Here is a 25,673-nt window from a genome sequence, read left to right on the forward strand (position 1 = left end):
TTATTTGCGGAACATGGCGAGCATGCGGCGCGTGACGGCGAAGCCGCCGAACATGTTGACGGCCGTCAGCACCAGGGCGGCGAAGGCCAGCCACAGGATCAGCCCGTCGGGCCGCCCGTTGGCCCCCGCCTCGGGCGGCGCGATCTGCACCAGCGCGCCGATGGCGATGATGCTGGAGATGGCGTTGGTCACGCTCATCAGCGGCGTGTGCAGCGCGGGCGTGACGTTCCACACCACCATGTAGCCGATGAAGCAGGCCAGCACGAACACCGTGAAGTGGCCCAGGAAAGCGGCCGGCGCGTAGGCGCCGATGAACCAGAAGGCCACGGCCGCGACGGCGAAGATGATGGCCAGCGTCTTGGCGGGCAGCGGGCCGGTGCTGCCGTGGCCGTGGCCGCCCTTCTTCTGCTCCACGGGCGCGGCGGCCGCCTTGGGCGCGGGTGCGGGTGCGGCCTTGAGCGGCGGAGCGGGCCACGTCACCTCGCCGTCCTTGATGACGGTGAGGCCGCGGATCGCGTCGTCTTCCATGTTGACCACGGCCACGCCGTCCTTGGCCTTGCACAGCTCCTCGGTCAGGCGCAGCAGGTTGGTGGCATACAGCGTGGACGACTGCTTGGCCAGGCGCGAGGGCAGGTCCGTGTAGCCGACGATCGTCACGCCGTGGCGCACCACGGCCTCGCCGGGCACCGTCAGCTCGCAGTTGCCGCCCTGCTCGGCGGCCATGTCGACGATCACGCTGCCGGGCTTCATCGACTGCACCATCTCGGCGGTGATGAGCTTGGGCGCCGGCTTGCCGGGGATCAGCGCGGTGGTGATGATGATGTCGGCGTCCTTGGCCTGCTGCGCGTACATCAGGCGCTGCGCGGCCTGGAAGCCCTCGCTCATCACCTTGGCGTAGCCGCCGCCGCCCGAGCCTTCTTCCTCGTAATCGACCTTCACGAACTCGCCGCCCAGCGACTTGACCTGGTCGGCCACCTCGGCGCGCGTGTCGTTGGCGCGCACGATGGCGCCCAGGTTGGCCGCCGTGCCGATGGCCGCCAGGCCCGCCACGCCGGCACCGGCGATGAACACCTTGGCCGGCGGCACCTTGCCGGCGGCCGTGATCTGGCCGTTGAAGAAGCGCCCGAAGGCGTTGGCCGCCTCGACGACGGCGCGGTAGCCGCTGACGCCGGCGGTGGAGGTCAGCGCGTCCATCTTCTGCGCGCGGCTCAGCGTGCGCGGCAGGCAGTCGATGGCGAGCACCGTGGCCTTCTTCGCCGCCAGCTGCTGCATCAGCTCGGGGTTCTGCGCCGGCCAGATGAAGTCGATGAGCGTGCCGCCCTCGCGCATCAGCGCCACCTCGTCGGCGCTGGGCGGGCGCACCTTGAACACGATGTCCGATGCGGCCCACAGCGCGGCGGCGCCGTCGATCACCTCGGCCCCGGCGGCGCGGTAGGCCTCATCGCTGAAGTTGGCGTCCGCGCCGGCGCCGGACTCGACGGCGACCTTGAAGCCGAGCTTGACCAGCTTCTCGACCACATCGGGCACGGTGGCCACGCGCTTCTCGCCGGGGAAGGTTTCGCGCGGCACGCCGATGCGCTGGACCGGCTGGGGGGTTGCTGTCTGCACGGGTTGTCTCCTCAGAGGATTCCGATGGTCGATGCGGTTGGTGCGGCTATTCCCGGTCGCGCCGGGGCGCCTGCACCGGCGGGCGCGGCGGCGGCGTGACCTGGAGGGCCTGGGTGGGCGCCGGCGGCGGCTCGGCGGCCGCCGGGGGCGCGGGCGGCAGCGGCGCCGGCGGGCCGTAGGGGAACGGCGGCACGTTCAGCGCGCCGCCCGCGCCGGCCGCGCGCGTGGCGGCGGCGAAACGCTGCGCCCAGGCCACGCCCGGCTGGCCGGCGGCGAGGAAGTCGGCATTGTTGCGGGTGCTGGCCTCCAGCAGGGCTGGATTGACGAACGCATGCGTCTCGATGGCCTGGCCGCCGCCGGCTGGCGCGCGGTAGCTCACCCAGGCACGCGGGCGCCCCCCCCACTGGCGCTCCTCCACCCAGCGGTACAGCACCGGGTGCTGCTTTTCGAGCCAGCGGTCGAAGTCGGCGTCGCGCCGCAGCCGCAGGCAGGCGTCGCGCACGCCGCCGTCCAGGCTCAGGCTGGTGGGCTGCGGGCAGGCCGCGCCGCCGGCGGGCGCCACCTGCGCGACCACGATGGCCAGCCACTGGCCGTCGCTGCCGCGCAGCCCGGCCACGCGGGTGGGGCTGGCCACGCCGTTCACCGGCACCGGGGCGTCGCCGCTCAGCCAGGGCGCCAGCACGTGGCCCAGGTCCACCCAGGTGCCGACGCTGGCGGGCGGCGGGGCGATCAGCGGCGCCGACAGCGCCGCGGCGGCTTGCGGCGCGGGGCTGGCCGGCTGGGCATCGGCCGTGCCCGCGCCGGGCGCGGCGCAGCCGGCCAGCACGGCGGCCAGCAGCGGTGCGGCGAGCCAGGCGCGGCGCGAGCGGGGGGCGGAAGGGTGGCGTGCGTTCATGGGGGACTGCGGTTGGGTTGAGGGCGGCGGGCAGACCCGCACCGGCTGGAGGGCGTGCCGCCTCGGATGGCGCCGGCACCGCCCCACGCGGCATGGTGCGGGAGCTTAACAAATGCGCCGCGCGCCGCAAGCCGCCCTCTGTCGCCTGCGCATAATTGGTGCATGACCTCCCCGCGATGGAAACCCAGCGTCACCGTGGCCGCCGTGATCGAGCACGCCGGCCGCTACCTGCTGGTCGAGGAAGAAACCGCGCAGGGGCTGATGCTGAACACCCCGGCCGGCCATCTGGAGCCGGGCGAATCGCCCCAGGACGGCGCCGTGCGCGAGGCGCTGGAGGAAACCGGCCGCCGCTTCACGCCCACCGCGCTGCTGGGCGTCTACATGGCGGCCTCGCAGGACGCGCGGGGCGCACCCGCCAGCTGGCTGCGCCTGGCCTTTTGCGGCCACGCGGATGAGCCCGACCCGGCGCGCGCGCTGGACGCCGGCATCGTGCGCACGCTGTGGATGACGCCGGCCGAGGTCGAGGCCAGCCGCGCGCGCCACCGCAGCCCGCTGGTGGCGCGCTGCGTGCAGGACCACCTGCGCGGGCAGCGCTTCGGGCTGGAGGCGGTGTGCGTGGACCCGTCGATCTTTACAAACAGAATCGGCCTCTAGCGCCCGCCAGGAAAGCGCTGGCAGCTATATTTTTTGAAGTATCCGGTCACGCATGGACCCGCTGCTCTCCACCGCCGTGCTGGCGGTCGCCGCCATGGGCGCCGGCGTGTTGAACGCCATCGCGGGCGGCGGCACCTTCCTGACCTTTCCGGCGCTGGTGTGGGCCGGCGTGCCGCCGATCGCGGCCAACGCCACCAGCGCGCTGGCCGTCTGCCCCGGCTACCTGGGCGGCGCCTTGGGCTTTCGCGCCGAGCTGGCGGCGCTGCCGCGCGCGCTGCTGGCGCGCGAGGTGGGCTTGAGCGCCCTGGGCGGCGTGGCCGGCGCGCTGCTGCTGCTCGTCACCCCCGCCAAGGTGTTCGCCGGCGTGGTGCCCTGGCTGCTGCTGTTCGCCACCGCGCTGTTCGCGCTGGGGCCGCGGCTGGCGCGCTGGGCCGGCGGCGGGCACGGCACGGGGCTGGCGCGCTGGCGCCTGCCCGCGCTGCTGGCGGTGGCCGTCTATGGCGGCTACTTCAACGGCGGGCTGGGCATCCTGCTGATGGCGCTGTACCTGCTGGTGGGCGAGCAGCGCCTGAACACGGTCAACGCGCTGAAGAACCTCGACTCCTTCGTGCTGTCGGTGGTGTCGGTGGCGGCCTTCGCGCTGGGCGGCGCCATCGCGTGGCGCCAGGCGCTGCCGATGGCGGTGTTCGCCACCCTGGGCGGCTTCGCCGGCGCGCGGCTGGCGCGGCGCCTGCCGGTGGCCTGGGTGCGCGCCATCGTGATCGCCACGGGGCTCACGATGAGCGCGCTGTTCTTCGCGCGGAACTGACTCACCCCCGTTGCTCCACTCGCTGCGCGATGTTGCGGCACCCCCTGAGCGTCGCCCGGCCGCCCGAAGACGCGAGGGCCCCCTCTGGGGGCAGCGCAGCGTGGGGGATACATGACTGGGGCGCGCCCGCTGGCCGGGGGAACCCCGGCCACGAGCGCACTGGCTTGGCCTGCTCCGCGGCCACTCGGCTCTTTAGGTCGCACGCGATGCAGGCGGCGCGCAGCGCGTGAAGCCTGGGGGGGTGGGCTGTTTCTAGCGCCTGAAACGGCCGTCGCGGCCGATGATGGACAGCTCGACGTAGTTCAGGCCGGTGTGGTCGGTGGGGCTGAAGGCCAGCTCCAGCCCGCCCAGGTCGTAGCGCTGCATGCCGTTGAGCGCGTCGATGATCTTCTCGCGCGTGGGCTTGGGGCCGGCGCGGCGCAGCGCCTCGACCAGCACCTTGGCGGCGGCGAAGCCCTCGATGGAGGCTGGCGACAGCTCGGCCTGGCCGGCCAGCAGCGTGGTCGCCTCGCGGTTGATGGGCACGCCCAGCGCGCGTGCGTTGGGGAACACCTGCGACACGATGACGCCCGTGGCGTACTCGCCCAGCTGCTTGACGAAGCCCGACGAGGCGTTGTTGGACAGCGTGACCACCTGCGCGGCCGAGCCGGCCTGGCGCAGCGCCTTGACGCCGTCCACCACCGCCAGCCCGGAGCCGCACCACAGCACCGCCTGGGCCTCGGCCTGCTTCAGCTGCTGGATGATGGCGGCGTAGTCCGGCTTCTCGCGCGCGGCCTTGACGACGGCCACCGGCTTCTTGCCGGCGCTGTCGAAGCCGTGCATGCCGCCCTCCAGGCAGTCGGCGCCGAAGCTGTCGTCCACGTGCACCACGGCCACGCGCTGCAGAGAAACCTGGAACAGATGCTCGACGGCGCGCTTGGACTCGGCCTGGTAGCTGGAGCGCACGTTGAACACGTAGGGGTTGACCGGCCGGTGGAACACCATCGCGCCGGTGGACGGCGCGATCAGCGCCAGCTTGTGCTTGGCCAGCAGCGGCAGGATGGCTTCGGTGTGCGGCGTGCCCCGGCTCATGAACAGCGCCACCACGCCCTCCTGCTCGATCAGCTTGCGCGCGTTCTCGCCGGCCAGCGGCGGCTTGAAGTTGTCGTCCAGCGTGATGAGCTTGATCTTCTCGCCGTTCACGCCGCCCTGGGCGTTGACGTGGTCCAGATAGGCGCGCACGCCCTGCAGCGCCTCGCCCACGCTGGCGGCGACCGAGCCGCTGACGGCGGTGGTCTGGCCGATCAGGATGTCGGCCTGCGCGCCGCCGCCGGCGCAGCACGCCGCGCACAGCGCCAGTGCGCGCAGTCTGGAAAGCGGCTGGTCGAAAAACATGGGTGGACTCCCCTTCAATGGAGAACGTAACAAATTACAACTAATGTCAGCATATGCGCAGCGGTTCGGCGCTGTCCAGTCGGGGCATACCCGAAGGCCCTGCGAAAATCGCCGCATGCAGAGCAAGCAGCGCATCGTGGTGGGCCTGTCGGGCGGGGTGGACTCGGCGGTGACGGCGTGGCTGCTCAAGCGCGCGGGCCACGAGGTGGTCGGCATCTTCATGAAGAACTGGGAGGACGACGACGACGGCGAATACTGCTCGTCCAACCAGGACTTCATCGACGCGGCGGCGGTGGCCGACGTGATCGGCATCGAGATCGAGCACGTCAACTTCGCCGCCGACTACCGCGACCGCGTGTTCGCCGAGTTCCTGCGCGAATACCAGGCCGGCCGCACGCCCAACCCCGACGTGCTGTGCAACGCCGAGATCAAGTTCAAGGCCTTCCTCGACCACGCCATGCGCCTGGGCGCGGAAAAGATCGCCACGGGACACTATGCGCGCGTGCGGCACAACCTAGGCACGGGCCTGCATGAGTTGCTCAAAGGGCTCGATCCGGCCAAGGACCAGAGCTACTTCCTGCACCGCCTGAACCAGACGCAACTGGCGAGGACGCTGTTCCCCGTGGGCGAGCTGCGCAAGACCGAGGTGCGCCGCATCGCCGCCGAGATCGGCCTGCCGAACGCCAAGAAGAAGGACTCCACCGGCATCTGCTTCATCGGCGAGCGGCCGTTCCGCGAATTTCTCAACCGCTACCTGCAAGCCCGGCCCGGCCCCATCAGGGACGAGCGCGGGCGCACCATCGGCCAGCACGTGGGCCTGTCGTTCTACACCCTGGGCCAGCGCCAGGGGCTGGGCATCGGCGGCCTGAAGGAAAAGGGCGCGGCGCGCGGCGCGGGCGAACACGCGCCCTGGTTCGTGGCCCGCAAGGACATGGCCACCAACACGCTCTGGGCCGTGCAGGGCCACGACCACCCGTGGCTGCTGTCGCACGAGCTGGTCTTCGACGACGCGGCCTGGACGGCCGGCGCGCCGCCCGCGCCCGGCGCCTGCGCCGCCAAGACGCGCTACCGCCAGCAGGACGCGGCCTGCCGGTTCTCGGCCGGCGACGCGCCGGGCCGGTTCCGCCTGCGCTTCGCCGACGCGCAATGGGCCGTCACGCCCGGCCAGAGCGCGGTGCTGTACGACGGCGAGGTGTGCCTGGGCGGCGGGGTGATCGCCAGCGCCCAGGCGGGCTGATGCTCATCTATCGATAGCTGCTGGCGCTTTCTGGATGAGCGCTGGCGCCCCAGAACACTTGAGGCCGCGACAAAGCGCGGCCCCTGCGCTCACGCCTCCGAGCCAGGCATGTGCTTGTGCAGCTTGATGCGGTCCTGGTTGCGGCGCATGCGGATGTTGAGCATCTCCACCGCGAACGCAAACGCCATGCCGAAGTACACGTAGCCCTTGGGAATGTGCTGGCCGAAGCCTTCGGCGATCAGCAGGATGCCGACCACCACCAGGAACGACAGCGCCAGGATCTTGATGGTGGGGTTGGCGTCCACGAACTCGCCGATCGGCCTGGCGGCGAACATCATCACGCCCACCGAGGCCACCACCGCGATGATCATGATGGCGATGTCGCCCACCATGCCGACGGCGGTGATCACCGAGTCGAGCGAGAACACGATGTCGATGATGGCGATCTGCACGATGATGGCGGCGAACGACGCGCGCGCCGCGCTGGCGGCGCCGTCGCCGTCCTCGTCGTGGCCGGGCGTCATCGACTGGTGGATCTCATGCACGCTCTTCCACAGCAGGAACAGCCCGCCGCATATCAGGATCAGGTCGCGCCCGGTCACCTCCTTGCCCAGCAGCGAGAACAGCGGCGTGGTGAGTTGCATCACCCAGGTGATCGACAGCAGCAGCAGGATGCGCGTGACCATGGCGAAGCCCAGGCCCAGGCGCCGCCCCATATTGCGCTGCTCGGGCGGCAGGCGGCCGACCAGGATCGAGATGAAGATGATGTTGTCCACCCCGAGCACGATCTCCAGCACCACCAGGGTGACGAGGGCCACCCAGCCCTCGGGGGTTGCCATCCAGCCGAGCCATTCCATCCGTTGTCTCCTCGGCAGCGTCAGGACCGCGCTGCCGCGCCTTGTTTATAGCGTCATTCGTGCGCGCGGCCAAAGAAAATATGACGGCATGCTTCTCTATTAATAGCGCGTCGCGCAGGATACATCGGCGCTAGCGGCTGATTTCACTTGAATTCTATGAACCTTCAACGCGCCGCCGGCGGCGCGTCGCCCGCTGGCGCGGCCACCAGCGCCACCGGCTCGGGCCGCAGCAGCGCGCCGTCGCGCAGGCCCTTCCAGGTGGCGATGCCCAGCAGCACGACGACCAGCGTGGCCAGCGCCAGCGCGACCATGGCCGGCGCCTGCGCCGCCGGGTATTGCAGCGCCAGCCGCAGCGACAGCGCGGCGAACGCCGCCAGCGGAAAGCCCATCGACCAGAACGCCACCGAGAACGGCTGCGCCAGCATGCGCCGGCCGACCTGAAAGCTCCACAGCGCGAAGAACAGCGCCACCCCCCAGCACATCCAGGCCAGCACCGTGGGCGCGCCCAGTTGCAGCGCGGCGCTGCCGATGACCGACGGTGGCGCGGCGGTGATGAAGGTGGCGGGCAGCAGGCGCGCCGGCCACGGCCCCAGCGCCACGGCGCGCGCGAGCAGCAGCGCCAGCAGCACCGGCCACAGCAGCAGCCCCAGGCCGAACTGCGCCGCCGCCCAGTTGCCGGCGCCCAGCGCATCGCCGGCCAGCGGCGCCAGCACGTTGCCCACCACGGGCATGAAGAGCGCCGGCGTCAGCGCGTGCCAGCCGGGCCGCCGCGCCGCATCGGCATGCAGCCAGCGCGCCAGCACCCACAGCGTGACGCCGAACTGCGCCAGCGAGCCCAGCCACCACAGCGCCGCCAGCCAGCCGCTGGCGCCCAGCAGCGCCACGCCGCAGGTGGCCAGCAGGAGGAGCGACACCGGGATGGCGGCGAAGAAGGCGTGCCGCACCGGGTGCGCCCAATCAGCCGCCACCGCGTCGCCGTGGTGCTGCCAGCGCAGCAGCGACAGCAGCGCCAGCGCGGCGAAGGCCAGCGCCGCCACGCCAGCCAGCACCAGCGCGGCGGCGCCGGCCAGATCGCCCAGCACCGGCACCGCGCGATTCCAGGCCAGCGCCAGGCCGCACAGGCTCATGACGATGGCGAACCAGTGGGGCGCGAGGTGCTTCAGGGCATCGGGGCGGTGGGCCATGCGGGCATGATGCCACGATCATCCTGCTTTGTTTTTAATAGCTGCCGGCGCTTGTCCAGCAAGCGATGGAGGCTGTTTTCATCTGAAGCGCGGGTGCGCCGAATAAGCAAACAAGAAAACAATCGTTCCCTGAAGGCGGGTGCGCGGACAAAGATCGCGGCCTTCGCATTCACCCGTCTTCAAGGAGTCCGGCATGTCCCTCGCCCTCGCCCTCACCCGCCGCCTGGCGCTGACCGCCTTGGCCGCGCTGGCCGCCGCGCCCCTCGCGCAGGCGCAGCAACCCGCCGCCGTCACGCTGCTCAACGTCAGCTACGACCCCACGCGCGAGCTGTACGTCGACTTCAACAAGGCGTTCGCCAAACACTGGAAGGAAAAGACGGGCCAGGAGGTGACCGTGAAGCAGTCGCACGGCGGCTCGGGCAAGCAGGCGCGCTCGATCATCGACGGGCTGGAGGCCGACGTCGCCACGCTGGCGCTGGCCGGCGACACCGATGCGCTGAACGCCCACGGCCAGTGGATCCCCAAGGACTGGCAGAAGCGCCTGCCGCACAACAGCTCGCCCTACACCTCCACCATCGTGCTGGTGGTGCGCGCGGGCAACCCCAAGGGCATCAAGGACTGGGACGACCTGGTCAAGCCCGGCGTGAAGGTCATCACCCCCAACCCCAAGACCAGCGGCGGCGCGCGCTGGAACTACCTGGCGGCGTGGGAATACGCCAAGCGCAAGTACGGCGGCGACGCCCAGGCCAAGGACTTCGTGGCGAAGCTCTTCCAGAACGTGCCCGTGCTCGACACCGGCGCGCGCGGCTCCACCATCACCTTCGGCCAGCGCAACCAGGGTGACGTGCTGGTGGCCTGGGAGAACGAGGCGCACCTGCTGGAGAAGGAGTTCGGCGCCAAGTTCGACATCGTCTACCCCAGCCTGTCGATCCTGGCCGAGCCCGCCGTCACGGTGGTGGACAAGAACGTCGACAAGCACGGCACCCGCGCCGTCGCCACGGCCTACCTCGAATACCTCTACAGCGACGAGGGCCAGGACATCGCCGGGCGCAACTTCTACCGCCCCACGGCCGAGAAGGCCGCCGCCAAGTACGCCAGGCAGTTCCCCAAGCTGAACCTGTTCACCATCGACCAGAGCTTCGGCGGCTGGACGCAGGCGGCCAAGGTGCACTTCGCGGACGGCGCGCTGTTCGACCAGATCTACACGCAAAAGTAAGCATCCCATCGGCCGGCAGCGCTTGCGGTTCAAGCGCCGTCAGCTTCACTATCCATAGCGCACCCCATGTCCACCCTCCTGATCGCCGGCAGCCCCTCCGAGCGCTCGCGCTCCGCCGCCCTGCTGGACGCCGTGGGCCAGCGCCTGGGCGCGCGCGGCGCGCTGGTCGAGCGCCTGCACATCCGCGACCTGAACCCGCAGGCCCTGCTGCTGGCCGACGCCGCCCACCGGTCGGTGGCGCGCGCGGCCGACCTGGTGGCGCGGGCGCGCGTGGTGGTGGTGTCCACGCCGGTCTACAAGGCGGCCTACAGCGGTGTGCTGAAGGTCTTTCTCGACCTGCTGCCGCAGGCCGCGCTGAAGGACAAGACGGTGCTGCCCCTGGCCACCGGCGGCAGCCCGCACCACATGCTGGCGCTGGACTACGCGCTGCGGCCGGTGCTGCAGTCGCTGGGCGCGCGGCACGTGCTGCCCGGCATCTACGCCACCGATGCCCAGGTCGCGCTGCTGCCCGAGGGGGCCTACCACCTGGACGCCGAGGTAACCGGACGCATCGGCGAGGCGGTGCAGCTGCTCGCCGCCGAGACCTTGCGGCACACCCCGGCCGCGCCCCGGCCGCGGTTCGCGCCGGTGCATTTCTCGCAGGTGCGATGTAGCGTCTGACGGCCCGGCCGCCCAACGCCACCCCGACCCTTTGTCCTCTTGACCGCCCGCCACGCGGCGGGCTGGGCGCGGCTTTGCCCGCGCCCGCCACCCAAGGATTCGCACCATGGTCTCGATTTCGTTTTCCGCCGCGCGCCGCGCCGCGCTGGCCTCCCTCCTCACCCTGGGCGCGCTCGCCGCGTCCGGCCCGGCCTGGGCGCAGGACAAGCTGCTGCGCATCGGCATCCAGAAGTCCTCCGCGCTGCACACGCTGCAAAAGGCCACCGGCTCGCTGGAGCAGAGGCTCCAGCCGCTGGGCGTGCGCGTCAAGTGGGTGGAATTCCCTGCCGGCCCGCAGCTGCTGGAGGGGCTGAACGTGGGCGCGGTGGACGTGGGCTACGTCGGCGAGGCGCCGCCCATCTTCGCGCAGGCCGCCGGCGCGCAGTTCGTCTACATCGGCAACGACCCGGCCTCGCCGCAGGCCGAGGCCATCGTGGTGCCCAAGGATTCGCCCATCCGGTCGGTGGCCGATCTGAAGGGCAGGAAGGTGGTGCTCAACAAGGGCAGCAACGTGCACTACCTGCTGGCCCGGCTGGTCGAGCAGGCGGGCATCAAGCTCGCCGACCTGCAAGTGGTCTACCTGGCGCCCGCCGATGCCCGCGCCGCCTTCGAAAGCAGGAACGTCGACGCCTGGGTCATCTGGGACCCGTTCCTGGCCGCGGCGGAAAAACAGATCGGCGCGCGCGCGCTGGCCGACGGCCGGGGCGTGGTGAACAACCACCAGTACTACCTGGCCCAGCGCGACTACGCCACCCGCAACCCCCAGGTCATCCAGGCGCTGTTCGCCGCCTCGGTGGAGGACGGCGCATGGCTCAAGGCCCACCTGAAGCAGGCCGCCGCGCGGATCGCGCCGCTGCAGGGCCTGCCGGTCGAGGTGGTGGAGCTGGCCCTGCAGCGGCAGGCATTCAACGTCAAGCCCATCACGCCCGCCGTGGCCGCCGACCAGCAGAAGATCGCCGACACCTTCGCCGAGCTGAAGCTGATCCCCAGGCCCATCCAGGTCAGCGACGCCGTGCTGGTGCAGGCGCAGCCCTGATGCCTGCCAGGAAAGGACACGCCATGAACCCGATCTCCCCCTCCCGCCGCCGCCTGCTCCGGGGCGCGGCCTCCGCCATCGCGCTGCCGGCCGCCTTCGGCGCCGGGGCGCAGCCCGTCCGCGAATTCCGCATCGGCCACCAGAAGGGCTTCCTGAGCCTGCTCAAGGGACGCGGCACGCTGGAGCAGCGCCTGGCGCCGCTGGGCGTCAAGCCCACCTGGACCGAATTCACCGCCGGCCCGGTGCAGCTGGAGGCGCTGAACGTCGGCGCCATCGACTTCGGCGACGTGGGCGAGGCGCCGCCCATCTTCGCCCAGGCGGCCGGCGCGCCGCTGGCCTACGTGGCCGCCACGGTGCCGCGCCCCAAGGCCGAGGGCGTGCTGGTGCCCAAGGGCTCGCCGATCCGCGCGGCGGCCGACCTCAAGGGCAGGAAAGTCGCGCTCAACAAGGGCAGCAACGTGCACTACTTCCTGGTCAAGCTGCTGGAGAAGCACGGCCTGAAGTACGCCGACGTGAACGTGGTCTTCCTGCCGCCGGCCGACGCGCGCGCCGCGTTCGAGAAAGGCTCCATCGACGCCTGGGTGATCTGGGACCCGTTCCTCGCCGCCGCGCAGAAGTCGCTGGACGCCACGCTGCTGGCCGACGCCACCGGCGTGGTGGGCAACCGGGCGTACTACTTCTCGTCGCTGTCCTATGCCGACAAGAACCTCGACGTGCTGCGCGTCGCCATCGAGGAGATCAACAAGATCGACATCTGGGCCAAGCTCAACCGCGACCTGCTGGCGGCCGAACTGGCGCCGCTGTTCGGCATCCCGAAGCCGGTGCTCGATCTGTCCACCGCGCGCGCCGAATACGGCACCGGGCCGGTCACGCCCGCCATCCTGGCCGAGCAGCAGCAGATCGCCGACACCTTCCTCGCGCTGAAGCTGATCCCCCGGCGCATCCAGGTCCGGGACGTCGCGCGTTCGCCCTGGGCCGCCGCCTGAACACAAGGGGAGCGCCGCCATGACCACCCGCCCTCTCGAAGCCGCGCAGCAGGCGTGGCGCCTGGTCCGCACCACCGCCGGCGCCTGGGGCCTGCACTGGCGATTCCCCATCTCGTACTGATTCCGGAGAAAGCAGGACACCGATGCAAGTCTTCTGGTTCATTCCCACCCACGGCGACAGCCGCTACCTGGGCACCGCCCGGGGCGGTCGGCAGGTCAGCCACGACTACGTGAAACAGGTGGCCATCGCCGCCGACAGCCTGGGCTACGAAGGCGTGCTGATCCCCACCGGCCGCTCTTGCGAAGACCCGTGGGTCGTCGCGTCGAGCCTGATCGGCGCCACGCGGCGCCTGAAGTTCCTGGTGGCGGTGCGCCCCGGCCTGCACCAGCCGAGCCTGGCCGCCCGCATGGCCGCCACCTTCGACCGGCTCTCCGGCGGGCGGCTGCTCATCAACCTCGTCACCGGCGGCGACCGGGGCGAGCTGGAGGGCGACGGCGTGTTCCTCGACCACGCCGAGCGCTACGCCCAGTCGGCCGAGTTCATCCGCATCTGGCGCGAAATCCTGGCGCGCAGCCATGCGGGCGAGAGCCTGGACTTCGACGGCGACTACCTGCAAGTCAAGGGCGCCAGGCTGCTCTTTCCGTCAGTCCAGCAACCTTATCCGCCGGTGTACTTCGGCGGCTCGTCCGAGGCCGCGCACGAGCTGGCGGCCGAGCAGATCGACGCCTACCTGACCTGGGGCGAGCCGCCCGCCGAGGTGGCCAAGAAAGTCGCCGACGTGCGCGAGCGCGCCGCGCGCCGCGGCCGCACGCTGCGCTTCGGCATCCGCCTGCACGTGATCGTGCGCGAGACGGACGAGCAGGCCTGGCAGGCGGCCGAGGCGCTGATCAGCCACGTGCAGGACGAGACGGTGGTGCAGGCGCAGGCCGCCTTCGCGCGCATGGACTCCGAAGGCCAGCGCCGCATGGCCGCGCTGCATGCCGGCGGCGCCAAGCGCAGCCGCGCCGACCTGGAAATCAGCCCCAACCTCTGGGCCGGCGTGGGGCTGGTGCGCGGCGGCGCGGGCACGGCGCTGGTCGGCGACCCGCAGACCGTGGCCGCCCGCATCGAGGAGTACGCGCAGCTCGGCATCGACACCTTCGTGCTCTCGGGCTACCCGCACCTGGAGGAGGCCTACCGCTTCGCCGAGCTGGTGTTCCCGCTGCTGCCGCTGCGCACGCGGGAAAAGCTCGCGGGCGGCGCGCCCTTCGGGCCTTTCGGCCAGCCGGCGGGCGAGGCCGTCGCCAACCTGTACGTGCCGCGCGCGGCGCAAAGCTGAGCAGGAGCCGGCCATGACGCAAGTCCTCCGTGAGCTCGACGCCAGCGCGGTCGCCGCCGTCGCGGCGCCGCAGGAGCCGGGCGCGCTCGCCGGCCTCGCGCCCTTCATCGCCGGCGTCGGCCGGCGCCTCGCGCCCTGGATCGTGCCGCTGGCGCTGCTCGCCGCGTGGCAGGCGGCCTCGTCGCTGGGCTGGCTCTCCACCCGCGTGCTGCCCGCGCCCGTCGACGTGGCCAAGGCCGCGTGGACGCTGACCGCATCGGGCGAGCTGTGGACGCACGTGAAGGTGAGCGCCGGCCGCGCGCTGGCGGGCCTGGCCGTCGGCGGCGGGCTCGGGCTGCTGCTGGGCCTGCTCACCGGCTCGCTGCGCACGGCCGAGACGCTGCTCGACTCCACCGTGCAGATGGTGCGCAACATCCCGGCGCTGGCGCTGATCCCGCTGGTGATCCTGTGGTTCGGCATCGACGAGACGGCCAAGCTGTTCCTGATCGCCGTGTCGGTGTTCTTCCCGATCTACCTGAACACCTTCCACGGCATCCGCAACGTCGATCCGGCGCTGATCGAGATGGGCCGCACCTACGGCCTCACGCGCTGGCAGCTCTACCGGCAGATCATCCTGCCGGGCGCGCTCTCGTCCATCCTGGTGGGGCTGCGCTTCTCGCTCGGCCTGATGTGGGTGATCCTGATCGTGGCCGAGACCATCTCGGCGCAGTCGGGCATCGGCTACCTGACCATGAACGCGCGCGAGTTCCTGCAGACCGACGTGGTGCTGGTGGGCATCCTGCTCTATGCGCTGCTCGGCAAGCTGGCCGACGTGTTCGCGCGCGGCCTGGAGCAGTGGTGGCTGCGCTGGCACCCCGGCTACCAGAAGAAATGACCCCCTCCCTGCCCAAGAAGGCCCATTCCATGACTCCCCTCGCTTTCTCACGCCGCCACGCGCTCGCGGGCCTGGCGTCGCTCGCCGCCGCCGGCCTGGCGCGCGCCCAGGGTACCGCCGCCGTGCGCATCGGCTACCAGAAGTCGTCCACCCTGATCGCCGTGCTCAAGACGCAGGGCACGCTGGAGAAGCAGCTCGCGCCGCTGGGCGTGCAGCCCGCGTGGCACGAGTTCACCAGCGGGCTGCCGCTGCTGGAGGCGCTGAACCTCGACAACCTGGACTTCAGCGCCGACGTGGCCGACACCGTGCCCGTGTTCGCGCAGGCGGCCGGCGCCCGGCTGACCTTCGTCGCGCAGGAGGCGCCCTCGCCCTCGGCCCAGGCCATCCTGGTCAAGGCGGGCTCGCCGATCCGGCGCGTGGCCGACCTCAAGGGCCGCAAGGTCGGCTTCGCCAAGGCCGCCGGCGCGCACTACCTGCTGATCGCCGCGCTGGACCAGGCCGGCCTGTCCCTCGCCGACATCCAGCCCGCCTACCTGACGCCGGCCGACGGCCGCGCCGCGTTCGAGAAGGGCGCCATCGACGCCTGGGTGGTGTGGGACCCGTTCCTGGCCGCCGCCGAGGCGCAGTCCGGCGCGCGCGTGCTGGCCGACGGCACCGGCATCGCCTCGTACCAGCGCTACTACCTCGCCAGCACGCGCTACGCCCAGGCGCGGCCCGACGTGCTGCGCGTGATCTACGCCGAGCTGGAGAAGACCGGCCGCTGGGTCAAGCAGCAGCCGCGCGAGGCCGCGCGGCTGCTCGCGCCCGTATGGGGGCTGGACGCCGCCACCATCGAGCAGGCCAACGGCCGCCGCAGCTATGCCGTGCGGCCCGTGGTGCCCGAGGGCCTGCGCGAGCAGCAGAAGATCGCCGACGCCTTCCTGGCCGAGAAGCTGCTGCCGCGCCGCGTCGATGCGCTCGACGCCGCCCTGTTCAAGCCGGGAGCGTGAGATGGCCCAGGACACCGCTGCAGGCGTGCGGCTCGACATCCGCGACCTGGGCAAGCGCTACGGCGCGCGCGAGGTGCTGCGCCGCGCCCGGCTCGACATCGCCCCGGGCGAGTTCATCGCCATCGTCGGCCGCAGCGGCTGCGGCAAGAGCACGCTGCTGCGCCTGGTCGCGGGCCTGGAGGACGCGAGCGAGGGCAGCCTGGCCGTCGACGGCCAGCCCGTGCAGGGACTGCACGGCGACACCCGCATCATGTTCCAGGACGCGCGGCTGCTGCCCTGGCGCCGCGTGCTGGACAACGTGACGCTGGGCCTGCCGCCGGACCAGCATGGGCGCGCCCTGGAAGTGCTGGCCCAGGTCGGGCTGTCCGACCGCGCGCAGGAATGGCCCGCGCGCCTGTCGGGCGGCCAGCGCCAGCGCGTGGCCCTGGCGCGCGCGCTGGTGCACCGGCCGCGCCTGCTGCTGCTCGACGAGCCGCTGGGCGCGCTGGACGCGCTCACGCGCATCGAGATGCACCGCCTCATCGAAGGGCTGTGGCAGCGCCACCGCTTCACCGCGCTGCTGGTCACGCACGACGTGCAGGAGGCCGTGGCGCTGGCCGACCGCGTGGTGCTGATCGAAGAGGGGCGCATCGCGCTGGACGAGCGCATCGCGCTGCCGCGCCCGCGCGCGCAGGGCGACGCGGCGTTCGCCGCCCTCGAGAAACGCATCCTCGACCGCGTGCTGCAAAAGCCCGAACCCGACGCCCGGCCCAGGGCCAGCGAAGAAGCCGGCGCCCGCTGGGCCGGCGCTCCCGCCCACGGCCTGCGCTGGGCCATCTGAACTTTTGTCAACCGAAGGAGAAAGCCATGACCATCCAAGCCATCAACGTGCGCAACCAGTTCAAGGGGCATGTGCGCGAAATCGTCCGCGGCGACGTCGTTTCCGAAATCGACGTCGAAACGCCCTGGGGCGTCGTCACCTCGGTCATCACCACGCGCTCGGTCGACGACCTGGGCCTGGTCGTCGGCACCGAGGTGGTGGCGCTGGTCAAGTCCACCGAGGTCTCGTTGGCCCGGCTCTGAACGCTGAACGCCATGGCAGTGCCCCGCGACGCGGCGCCGGCGCCCGAGCGCCTTGGCCCGCCCCGTATCACCCGGCTGGAAGCGGTCGCCTACATCGTGCTGGCGCTGGTGATGCTGGCGGCCGGACTGCTGGCCCGCTGACCCCGCCGCGCATCGCATCGCATCGATACAGGAGACACCCCTCATCATGACCACCGTCGAAGCCCTCACTCCCGCCCTGGAAGCCCTGCGCGCCGTCGAGGCGCGCGCCGCCGACCAGAACCTGCCGTTCCACGGCCAGGTACCCCCCGCCCTGGCCTGGGCGCTGTTCGAAGCCGGCGACGCCCTGCTGGTGGACGTGCGCAGCGCCGAGGAGCGCAAGTTCGTCGGCCACGTGCCCGGCAGCCTCCACGTGCCCTGGGCCACCGGCACCGCGCTCACCCGCAACCCGCGCTTCACGCGCGAGCTGGAGGCCAAGGCCGGCAAGGACGGCACGATCCTGCTGCTGTGCCGCAGCGGCAAGCGCTCGGCGCTGGCGGCCGAGGCCGCCGCCAAGGCCGGCTTCACGCACGTGTTCAACGTGCTCGAAGGCTTCGAGGGCGAGCTGGACGCGCGCCAGCAGCGCGGCCACGCGGACGGTTGGCGCTTCCACGGCCTGCCGTGGGCGCAAGACTGAAATGACATCACCCCCGTTGCTTCACTCGCTGCGCGATGTTGCGCCTCCTCCCTCGACGGGGCGCGCCCGCTGGCCGGGGAAACCCCGGCCAGGAGCGCACTGGCCTGGCCTGCTCCGCGGCCCTTCGATCCTTTGGGTTTCCTTCGCAACAGGATTCAGCAATTCTCCCAAAAAGATAGCTGCCAGCGCTTGCCCATCAAGCGCTGCAGGCCGATTTGACTTATAAAATGACCGACATCCCCATCCCCGAGATCGTGGCCGAGCTGCGCAGCGCGCGCCGCGACTGGCGCCTGGCGCAGGGCCGCTCGCTGGAGCCGCGCGGCCGCGACCTGCCCTCGCGCGAGGTGCTGCGCGCGCTGCTGGCCGACCTGCACGGCCTGCTGTTCCCGATGCGGCTGGGGCCGCCCGAGCTGCGCCAGGACGCCGAGGACTTCTACGTCGGCTCGGCGCTGGACCAGGTGCTGCACACGCTGGCCGGCCAGGTGCGGCTGGAGCTGCGGCACACGGCGCGCCACGCGCACCTCTCGCCGCGCGAGACGGACGCGCGCGGCGACCACATCGTGCGCCAGTTCGCCTGGTCGCTGCCGGCCACCCGGCGCCTGCTGGACACCGACGTGCTGGCCGCTTACCACGGCGACCCGGCCGCGCACAGCGTGGACGAGGTGCTGCTGTGCTACCCCGGCGTGCACGCCATCATCAACCACCGCCTGGCGCACACGCTGCACGGGCTGGGCGCCACGCTGCTGGCGCGGCTGATCGCCGAGCTGTCGCATGGCGCCACAGGCATCGACATCCACCCCGGCGCGTCGATCGGCGGCTCGTTCTTCATCGACCACGGCACCGGCGTGGTGATCGGCGAGACCGCCGTCATCGGCGAGCGCGTGCGCATCTACCAGGCCGTCACGCTGGGCGCCAAGCGCTTTCCGCTGGACGCCGCGGGCCAGCTCAAGAAGGGCCTGCCGCGCCACCCGCTGATCGAGGACGACGTGGTCATCTACGCCGGCGCCACGGTGCTGGGCCGCGTCACCGTCGGCCAGGGCGCCACCATCGGCGGCAACGTGTGGGTCACGCACGACGTGCCGCCCGGCGCGCACCTGACGCAGGCGAGCGCGCAGGGCGGCGCCGCCGAACCCGCTTCCGTTTTCCCTTCCCCTTCCCCTTCCCTCATCCACGGAGTTTCCCCATGAATGCAACCGTCGGCGGCACCACCGCCCTGGGCGACCTGGCCGCGCGCCAGCTGGCCAACGCCACCAAGACCGTCCCTCAGCTCTCGACCATCTCGCCGCGCTGGCTCACGCACCTGCTGCAATGGGTGCCGGTGGAGGCCGGCATCTACCGCCTGAACAAGGTGAAGAACCCGGAGGCGATCAAGGTCACCTGCACCGCCAAGGAGGACGAGCACCAGCTGCCGCGCACCTTCGTGGACTACGAGGAGCAGCCGCGCGAGTACTTCCTGAACGCCGTCAGCACCGTGCTCGACGTGCACACCCGCGTCTCCGACCTCTACAGCAGCCCGCACGACCAGATCAAGGAGCAGTTGCGCCTGACCATCGAGACCATCAAGGAGAACCAGGAGAGCGAGCTCATCAACAACCCCGACTACGGCCTGCTGGCCCAGGTGGCGGACGAGCAGCGCATCTTCCCTTTGAGCGGCCCGCCGACGCCGGACGACCTGGACGAGCTGCTGACCAAGGTGTGGAAGGAGCCGGCCTTCTTCCTGGCGCACCCGCTGACCATCGCCGCCTTCGGCCGCGAGGCCACGCGGCGCGGCACGCCGCCGCCCACGGTGAGCCTGTTCGGCTCGCAGTTCATCACCTGGCGCGGCGTGCCGCTGATCCCGTCCGACAAGGTGCCGGTGGCCGACGGCAAGAGCAAGATCATCCTGCTGCGCGTGGGCGACAAGCGCCAGGGCGTGGTCGGTCTGTTCCAGCCCGGTCTGCCGGGGGAGCAGGGGCCGGGGCTGTCGGTGCGCTTCATGGGCATCAACAACCATGCCATCGCCTCGTACCTGATCTCGCAGTACTGCTCGCTGGCGGTGCTCACGCCCGACGCGCTGGCGGTGCTGGACGACGTGGAGGTCAACCGCTACCACGACTACGCGGCGCTGGACACCTACAAGTGAAGCCGCCGGCATGACCGCAGTTCCCACCCCTTTCGAGGCGCCCATCGACCCGGCCCTGCTGGCGCGCATGGCGAATGCGCTGTTCACCGCCCTGCCCGGCGAGGTGCCGGGCGTGCAGGCGCCGGTGCAGCTGGCGCCGCCCGGCTCGCCGCTGGCCAGCCCGGCCGGGCTGGGGCCCAGCGTGCCCGGCACGCCCATCCCGCAGGGGCAGGTGCCGGGCGCCAACCTGCTGCCGGCCTCGCCCACGCCGGTGCTGTCGCTGGCCCACCGCGCGCCGGCGCTGGCGCCGCACGCGCCAGCCGGCAACGGCGTGCCGGACAGCGTGTTCGCGCCCGTGCCCGGCTACGAGCCGCGCTTCGCCGGCGGCGTGCTGGGCGTGCCCGAGGCGCCGGCCGCCGCGCCGTACTACTTCCTGCCCGGCGGCGCTCCGGCGCCGGGCGGCGCCGACCCGCTGGAGGCGCTGGCGCAGCAGCCCTTCGCCCCGCCCGAGCCGCCGCGCGCCGCGCCGGCGGTGCCCGCGGGCGCGCAGCCGCCAGCCGCGCCGTCGGCGGACCCGCGCTTCTACTTCGTCGATGCGGTCGTGCTGCCCGGCGGATACACCACGCCCGCCACGCCGGGTGCCCGCGAGAGCGGGGCGCCCGGCGCGCCGGACCGCCACCCGCCCTTCGACGTGCACGCCGTGCGGCGCGACTTCCCGATCCTCTCGGAGCGCGTCAACGGCCGGCCGCTGGCCTGGCTGGACAATGCCGCCACCACGCAGAAGCCGCGCCAGGTCATCGAGCGGCTGGCGTATTTCTACGAGCACGAGAACTCCAACATCCACCGCGCCGCGCACGAGCTGGCGGCACGCGCCACCGACGCCTACGAAGCGGCGCGCGAGAAGGTGCGCGCCTTCCTGAACGCGCCCGACGCGGACGAGGTGATCTTCGTGCGCGGCACCACCGAGGCGATCAACCTGGTGGCCAAGAGCTGGGGCGGGCAGCACGTGGGCGAGGGCGACGAGATCGTCGTCAGCCACCTGGAGCACCACGCCAACATCGTGCCCTGGCAGCAGCTCGCCGCCGCCAAGGGCGCGAAGCTGCGCGTCATCCCGGTCGATGACAGCGGCCAGGTGCTGCTGGAGGAGTACCAGAAGCTGCTGAACGACCGCACGAAGATCGTCGCCGTCACGCAGGTGTCCAACGCGCTGGGCACCGTGGTGCCCGTCAAGCGGATCGTCGAGCTGGCGCACCGCGCGGGCGCGAAGGCGCTGGTGGACGGGGCGCAGTCGGTGTCGCACCTGCGGGTGGACGTGCAGGACATCGGCGCCGACTTCTTCGTCTTCTCCGGCCACAAGGTGTTCGGGCCGACCGGCATCGGCGCGCTGTGGGGCAAACGCGAGGTGCTGGAGGACATGCCGCCCTGGCAGGGCGGCGGCAACATGATCGCCGACGTGACCTTCGAGAAGACCGTGTTCCAGCCCCTGCCCAACACCTTCGAGGCCGGCACCGGCAACATCGCCGACGCGGTGGGCCTGGGCGCGGCGATCGACTACGTGCAGCGGCTCGGCCTGGAGAACATCGCGCGCTACGAGCACGAGCTGCTGGTCTACGGCATGGACTGCCTGCGCCGGATCCCGGGCGTGCGGCTGATCGGCACGGCGGCCGACAAGGCCAGCGTGATGTCCTTCGTGCTGGACGGCCGCACCACCGACGAGGTCGGCCAGGCCCTCAACCAGGAGGGCATCGCCGTGCGCACCGGCCACCACTGCGCCCAGCCGATCCTGCGCCGCTTCGGCGTGGAGGCCACGGTGCGGCCTTCGCTGGCGTTCTACAACACCTTCGAGGAGATCGACCGGCTGGCCGAGGTGGTGCGCAAGCTCAGCCCCCGCAGGGCCTGAGCGCCAGGCTTTATTCCAGGGGCGAATAAGGAAAATAGAAAAAGATAGTTTGAGTTTGAAGCCGTTGGCGACAGACTTCCGACCGCGCCGGCATTTCCCGCCGGCATCTTTTTTGTGCCGCCATGAAACTCAAGCTCCGCCTCCTTGTCCCCGTGCTCGCGCTGGCCGCCGCCTCGGCCGCCTCCGCCCAGACCACGCTGCTCAACGTCTCCTACGACGTCGCGCGCGAGTTCTACAAGGACATCAACCCCGCCTTCGTCGCCCACTACAAGAAGGCCACCGGCAAGGACATCAAGATCGACCAGTCGCACGCCGGCTCCAGCGCGCAGGCGCGCGCCGTGGCCGACGGGCTGGACGCCGACGTGGTGACGATGAACACCACCACCGACATCGACTTCCTGGCCGACAAGGGCGTGGTGGCCAAGGACTGGCGCGCCAGGTTCCCCCACGGCGCGGCGCCCACCACGTCCACCATGCTGTTCCTGGTGCGCAACGGCAACCCCAAGGGCATCAAGGACTGGGACGACCTGGTCAAGCCCGGCGTGCAGGTGGTGGTGGTCAACCCCAAGACCGGCGGCAATGGCCGCTACGCCTACATGGCGGCCTGGGGCCAGGTGCGCGCCAAGGGCGGCACCGACGCGCAGGCGCTGGACTTCGTCAGCAGGCTCTACAAGAACGTGCCGGTGCTGGCGCGCGGCGGGCGCGACGCCACCGGCGTGTTCCTGCAGCGCAACATCGGCGACGTGCTGATCACCTTCGAGTCCGAGGTGGTGTCGGTGGACAAGGAGTTCGGCGCCGGCAAGGTGGACGCCATCCACCCCGGCGCCAGCATCGTGGCCGAGAACCCGGTGGCGGTGGTCGAGCGCACGGTCGCCAAGAAGGGCACCGCCGCCGAGGCCAAGGCCTACCTGGACTTCCTCTACACGCCCGAGGCGCAGGAGATCGCCGCCAGGCACAACATCCGCCCGCGCGACGAAGCCGTGCTGAGGAAATACCCGCAGTTCAAGCCGATCAAGCTGTTCACCGTGGACCAGTATTTCGGCTCGCTGGCCGAGGCGCAGAAGGTGCACTTCAACGACGGCGGCCAGTTCGACAAGCTCTACCAGCCGGGTAAATGAGGCCCGCCGCCGGCGCTGCGCCCCTGGCGTGGACGCCGCCCGGATTTGAAGCCTTTTAGCCCTCCAGCCGGCGCCCATCAAGCGCCGGCAGCTATCAAAATCATATGAGCACCGCCTCCATCGCCGCGCCCTCCGCGCTGGCGCCCGCGCCCCGGCGCGCCGCGCGCCGCGTGCTGCCCGGCTTCAACCTGACGCTGGGCTACACGCTGCTGTACCTGGGCCTGATCGTGCTCATCCCGCTGTCGGCGCTGGTGTTCAAGACGCTGTCGATGAGCTGGGCCGACTTCTGGGCCGCGGTGACGGCGCCGCGCGTGCTGGCCTCGTACCGGCTGACCTTCGGCGCCTCCTTTCTGGCGGCGCTGGTCAACGTGGCGGCCGGCCTGCTGGTGGCCTGGGTGCTGGTGCGCTACGAGTTCCCCGGCAAGAAGATCGCCGACGCGCTGGTGGACCTGCCCTTCGCCCTGCCCACCGCCGTGGCCGGCATCGCGCTCACGGCCATCCTGGCCGGCAACGGCTGGCTGGGGCAATACCTGGAGCCGCTGGGCATCGAGCTGGCGTTCAAGCCGGCGGGCATCGTCATCGCGCTGATCTTCATCGGCCTGCCCTTCGTGGTGCGCACCGTGCAGCCGGTGCTGGAAGACACCGAGAAGGAGCTGGAAGAAGCGGCAGCCTGCCTGGGCGCCACCCGCTGGCAGACCTTCTGGCGCGTGATCTTCCCGGCCATCGCGCCGGCGCTGCTGACGGGCTTCGCGATGGCCTTCGCGCGCGCGGTGGGCGAATACGGCTCGGTCATCTTCATCGCCGGCAACATGCCGATGGTGAGCGAGATCACGCCGCTCATCATCATCGGCAAGCTGGAGCAGTACGACTACGCCGGCGCCACCGCCGTGGCCTCGGTGATGCTGGTGATCTCGTTCATCCTGCTGCTGGTCATCAACGGCTTGCAGGCGTGGCAGCGGCGCCGCACGGGGGGCGTGTGATGAGCGTGAGCGCCGCACGGCCGCCCGAAGGTGCGAAGGCCCCCTCGGGGGGCAGCGAACCACGCGCAGCGGGGAGCGTGGGGGGACCGATTCTCAAAAGAGTCAACACCACCGAATCGCCCGCCGTCCGCTGGCTGCTCACCGCGCTGGCGCTGGGCTTCATGGCGCTGTTCCTGGTGCTGCCGCTGGCGGCCGTGTTCGTCGAGGCGCTGCGCGGCGGCTGGGCCGCCTACTGGGCCGCGCTGAAAGAGCCCGACGCGCTGGCCGCCGTCCGCCTGACGCTGCTCACCGCCGCCGTCGCGGTGCCGCTGAACCTGGTCTTCGGCGTGGCGGCGGCCTGGTGCATCGCCAAGTTCGAGTTCCGCGGCAAGTCCTTCCTGACCACGCTGATCGACCTGCCCTTCTCCGTCTCGCCCGTGGTGGCGGGCCTGATCTACGTGCTGGTGTTCGGCGCGCAGGGCTGGCTGGGGCCGTGGCTGGCCGAGCACGACATCAAGATCGTGTTCGCCGTGCCGGGCATCGTGCTGGCCACGGTGTTCGTCACCTTCCCCTTCATCGCGCGCGAGCTGATCCCGCTGATGCAGGCGCAGGGCAGCGACGAGGAGCAGGCCGCGCAAGTGCTGGGCGCCAGCGGCTGGCAGACCTTCTGGCACGTGACGCTGCCCAACATCAAGTGGGGGCTGATCTACGGCGTGATCCTGTGCAACGCGCGGGCGATGGGCGAGTTCGGCGCCGTGTCGGTCGTCAGCGGCCACATCCGTGGCCAGACCAACACCATGCCGCTGCACGTGGAGATCCTCTACAACGAGTACCAGGGCCAGGCCGCCTTCGCCGTCGCCTCGCTGCTGGCGCTGCTGGCCATCGTCACGCTGGTCATCAAGACAGGGGTGCAATGGCGCCACGAGCGCGAGCTGCGCGCCAGCGCCGAGCTGCCGCCCGAGCCCGTAGCCCATGAACCAAATCGGCCTCCAGCGCCCGCCCAGCAAGCGCTGGCAGCTATTGTTCCAGGAGCAACACGATGAGCATCGAGATCCGCCGCGTCAGCAAGCATTTCGGCGACTTCCGCGCGCTGGACGACGTCAGCCTGGACATCGACTCCGGTGAACTGGTGGCGCTGCTCGGCCCCTCGGGCTGCGGCAAGACCACGCTGCTGCGCATCATCGCCGGGCTGGAGTCCGCCGACGCCGGCAGCATCCTGTTCAGCGGCGCCGACACCACCGACGTGCACGTGCGCGAGCGGCAGGTGGGCTTCGTGTTCCAGCACTACGCGCTGTTCCGCCACATGACGGTGGCCGAGAACGTGGCCTTCGGCCTGCGCGTGAAGCCCCGGCGCGAGCGCCCGAGCGACGCGCAGATCCAGGCCAAGGTGCACGAACTGCTGGGCCTGGTGCAGCTCGACTGGCTGGCCGACCGCTACCCCTCGCAGCTCTCCGGCGGGCAGCGCCAGCGCATCGCCCTGGCGCGCGCGCTGGCGGTGGAGCCCAAGGTGCTGCTGCTCGACGAGCCCTTCGGCGCGCTCGACGCCAAGGTGCGCAAGGAACTGCGCCGCTGGCTGCGCCGCCTGCACGACGAGCTGCACGTGACCAGCATCTTCGTCACCCACGACCAGGAAGAAGCGCTGGAAGTGGCCGACCGCGTGGTGGTGATGAACCACGGCCGCATCGAGCAGATCGGCACGCCGCAGCAGGTGTGGGAGCACCCGGCCAGCCCGTTCGTCTATGGCTTTCTGGGCGACGTGAACCTGCTGCGCGGCCGCGCCAGCGGCGGCCAGATGCAGGCCGCTGGCGGCTGGCAGATCGCCGCGCCCGAGTTCGCCGGCGCGCTGGACGCCGAGGCCATGGCCTTCGTGCGTCCCAGCGACCTGGCCGTGGCGCCCTGGGCCGCCGGCGCCCCCGGCGTGCCCGCCCGGCTGGACCGTGCCCTGGTCGTCGGCCCGATGGCGCGGCTGGAGCTGACGCCGCGCGAGCAGTCCGGCCAGCTCCTGGAAGCGCACCTGCCCTCGGACGAATACCGCCGCCTGGGGCTGAAGGAAGGCGACACGGTGCTGGTGGCGACGCGCAAGGCGCGCGTGTTCCTGGAGAGCGCGACGGCTCATGATCCGGCGGCGATGATCTGAGCGCG

The 25,673-nt window shown here is 71.3% G+C and carries 26 protein-coding genes; 21 read left to right on the top strand and 5 right to left on the bottom strand.

The annotated features are described in order from the left end of the window. Positions 1–1,608 (bottom strand): Re/Si-specific NAD(P)(+) transhydrogenase subunit alpha, encoded by a 1,608-nt coding sequence (locus QM772_RS11420; RefSeq protein ID WP_415136521.1) that lies wholly within the window; start codon positions 1,606–1,608, stop codon positions 1–3. 46 nt (positions 1,609–1,654) lie between these two features. Continuing rightward, a complete protein-coding gene (locus QM772_RS11425) occupies positions 1,655–2,503 on the bottom strand; it encodes a hypothetical protein (protein WP_415136523.1) in 849 nt (282 codons plus the stop codon). 162 nt (positions 2,504–2,665) lie between these two features. Here QM772_RS11425 and QM772_RS11430 point away from each other — a divergent pair, with 162 nt between their 5' ends. Together QM772_RS11430 and QM772_RS11435 are read left to right on the top strand one after the other, a co-directional pair. Next, entirely contained in the window at positions 2,666–3,157 is a 492-nt protein-coding gene (locus tag QM772_RS11430) for an NUDIX hydrolase (RefSeq protein WP_415136525.1), read from the top strand. Between the two features lie 52 nt (positions 3,158–3,209). Next, positions 3,210–3,965 (top strand): sulfite exporter TauE/SafE family protein, encoded by a 756-nt coding sequence (locus QM772_RS11435; protein WP_415136527.1) that lies wholly within the window; start codon positions 3,210–3,212, stop codon positions 3,963–3,965. Positions 3,966–4,217: 252 nt separating this feature from the next. Here QM772_RS11435 and QM772_RS11440 read toward each other — a convergent pair whose 3' ends face one another. Continuing rightward, entirely contained in the window at positions 4,218–5,339 is a 1,122-nt protein-coding gene (locus tag QM772_RS11440) for an ABC transporter substrate-binding protein (protein WP_415136529.1), read from the bottom strand. Between the two features lie 115 nt (positions 5,340–5,454). Between QM772_RS11440 and mnmA the strand changes: the two genes are divergently transcribed. Then, the gene (gene mnmA / locus QM772_RS11445; RefSeq protein WP_415136531.1) at positions 5,455–6,576 is read left to right on the top strand and encodes a tRNA 2-thiouridine(34) synthase MnmA; all 1,122 of its coding nucleotides are present in this window, start codon (positions 5,455–5,457) and stop codon (positions 6,574–6,576) included. Between the two features lie 89 nt (positions 6,577–6,665). Here the strand turns inward: mnmA and QM772_RS11450 are convergent, their stop codons facing one another. After that, complete coding sequence (locus QM772_RS11450; protein ID WP_415136533.1) at positions 6,666–7,433, bottom strand: TerC family protein; 768 nt, start codon at positions 7,431–7,433, stop codon at positions 6,666–6,668. A 164-nt stretch (positions 7,434–7,597) separates the two neighbouring features. After that, positions 7,598–8,617 carry a C4-dicarboxylate ABC transporter gene (locus tag QM772_RS11455; protein ID WP_415136535.1) on the bottom strand — a complete coding sequence of 340 codons (1,020 nt, stop codon included), beginning with the start codon at positions 8,615–8,617 and terminating at the stop codon, positions 7,598–7,600. Between the two features lie 193 nt (positions 8,618–8,810). On the opposite strand from QM772_RS11455, the gene QM772_RS11460 reads away from it, so the two are divergent. The 18 genes from QM772_RS11460 (at position 8,811) to QM772_RS11545 (ending at position 25,668) form a co-directional block, all read left to right on the top strand. Beyond that, complete coding sequence (locus QM772_RS11460) at positions 8,811–9,833, top strand: sulfate ABC transporter substrate-binding protein (protein WP_415136537.1); 1,023 nt, start codon at positions 8,811–8,813, stop codon at positions 9,831–9,833. 66 nt (positions 9,834–9,899) lie between these two features. Continuing rightward, entirely contained in the window at positions 9,900–10,493 is a 594-nt protein-coding gene (gene ssuE / locus QM772_RS11465) for an NADPH-dependent FMN reductase (protein WP_415136539.1), read from the top strand. 106 nt (positions 10,494–10,599) lie between these two features. After that, positions 10,600–11,568, top strand: a complete 969-nt coding sequence (locus QM772_RS11470) for a sulfonate ABC transporter substrate-binding protein (protein ID WP_415136541.1) — start codon at positions 10,600–10,602, stop codon at positions 11,566–11,568. Between the two features lie 23 nt (positions 11,569–11,591). Next, positions 11,592–12,554 carry a sulfonate ABC transporter substrate-binding protein gene (locus QM772_RS11475; RefSeq protein WP_415136543.1) on the top strand — a complete coding sequence of 321 codons (963 nt, stop codon included), beginning with the start codon at positions 11,592–11,594 and terminating at the stop codon, positions 12,552–12,554. 143 nt (positions 12,555–12,697) lie between these two features. Then, complete coding sequence (gene ssuD / locus QM772_RS11480; RefSeq protein ID WP_415136545.1) at positions 12,698–13,873, top strand: FMNH2-dependent alkanesulfonate monooxygenase; 1,176 nt, start codon at positions 12,698–12,700, stop codon at positions 13,871–13,873. Between the two features lie 13 nt (positions 13,874–13,886). After that, a complete protein-coding gene (gene ssuC, locus QM772_RS11485) occupies positions 13,887–14,747 on the top strand; it encodes an aliphatic sulfonate ABC transporter permease SsuC (protein ID WP_415136547.1) in 861 nt (286 codons plus the stop codon). A gap of 29 nt (positions 14,748–14,776) precedes the next feature. After that, positions 14,777–15,736, top strand: coding sequence for an aliphatic sulfonate ABC transporter substrate-binding protein (locus QM772_RS11490; protein ID WP_415136549.1), 960 nt, complete (start codon positions 14,777–14,779; stop codon positions 15,734–15,736). 1 nt (position 15,737) lies between these two features. Beyond that, on the top strand, positions 15,738–16,556 hold the full coding sequence (locus tag QM772_RS11495) for an ATP-binding cassette domain-containing protein (RefSeq protein WP_415136551.1): 819 nt from the start codon (positions 15,738–15,740) through the stop codon (positions 16,554–16,556). A gap of 26 nt (positions 16,557–16,582) precedes the next feature. Further along, a complete protein-coding gene (locus tag QM772_RS11500; protein ID WP_415136553.1) occupies positions 16,583–16,798 on the top strand; it encodes a TOBE domain-containing protein in 216 nt (71 codons plus the stop codon). Between the two features lie 12 nt (positions 16,799–16,810). After that, positions 16,811–16,939 (top strand): hypothetical protein, encoded by a 129-nt coding sequence (locus tag QM772_RS11505; protein ID WP_415136555.1) that lies wholly within the window; start codon positions 16,811–16,813, stop codon positions 16,937–16,939. A gap of 46 nt (positions 16,940–16,985) precedes the next feature. Then, positions 16,986–17,453, top strand: coding sequence for a rhodanese-like domain-containing protein (locus QM772_RS11510; RefSeq protein ID WP_415136557.1), 468 nt, complete (start codon positions 16,986–16,988; stop codon positions 17,451–17,453). A 227-nt stretch (positions 17,454–17,680) separates the two neighbouring features. Then, positions 17,681–18,640, top strand: coding sequence for a serine O-acetyltransferase EpsC (epsC, locus tag QM772_RS11515; RefSeq protein WP_415136559.1), 960 nt, complete (start codon positions 17,681–17,683; stop codon positions 18,638–18,640). After that, complete coding sequence (locus QM772_RS11520) at positions 18,637–19,575, top strand: family 2A encapsulin nanocompartment shell protein (protein ID WP_415136561.1); 939 nt, start codon at positions 18,637–18,639, stop codon at positions 19,573–19,575. The genes epsC and QM772_RS11520 overlap by 4 nt, the downstream gene beginning before the upstream one ends. 10 nt (positions 19,576–19,585) lie before the next feature. Continuing rightward, positions 19,586–21,454, top strand: coding sequence for a family 2A encapsulin nanocompartment cargo protein cysteine desulfurase (locus QM772_RS11525; RefSeq protein ID WP_415136563.1), 1,869 nt, complete (start codon positions 19,586–19,588; stop codon positions 21,452–21,454). A gap of 122 nt (positions 21,455–21,576) precedes the next feature. Further along, on the top strand, positions 21,577–22,572 hold the full coding sequence (locus QM772_RS11530) for a sulfate ABC transporter substrate-binding protein (RefSeq protein ID WP_415136565.1): 996 nt from the start codon (positions 21,577–21,579) through the stop codon (positions 22,570–22,572). A gap of 104 nt (positions 22,573–22,676) precedes the next feature. Continuing rightward, complete coding sequence (cysT, locus tag QM772_RS11535) at positions 22,677–23,552, top strand: sulfate ABC transporter permease subunit CysT (RefSeq protein WP_415136567.1); 876 nt, start codon at positions 22,677–22,679, stop codon at positions 23,550–23,552. Next, positions 23,552–24,574, top strand: coding sequence for a sulfate ABC transporter permease subunit CysW (cysW, locus tag QM772_RS11540; RefSeq protein WP_415136569.1), 1,023 nt, complete (start codon positions 23,552–23,554; stop codon positions 24,572–24,574). The genes cysT and cysW overlap by 1 nt, the downstream gene beginning before the upstream one ends. Further along, positions 24,571–25,668, top strand: a complete 1,098-nt coding sequence (locus QM772_RS11545; protein WP_415136571.1) for a sulfate/molybdate ABC transporter ATP-binding protein — start codon at positions 24,571–24,573, stop codon at positions 25,666–25,668. Before cysW ends, QM772_RS11545 begins: the two co-directional genes overlap by 4 nt. The last annotated feature ends 5 nt before the right edge of the window (positions 25,669–25,673 follow it).

It is taken from the genome of Ottowia sp. (assembly GCF_047601385.1).
GTDB lineage: Bacteria > Pseudomonadota > Gammaproteobacteria > Burkholderiales > Burkholderiaceae_C > Ottowia.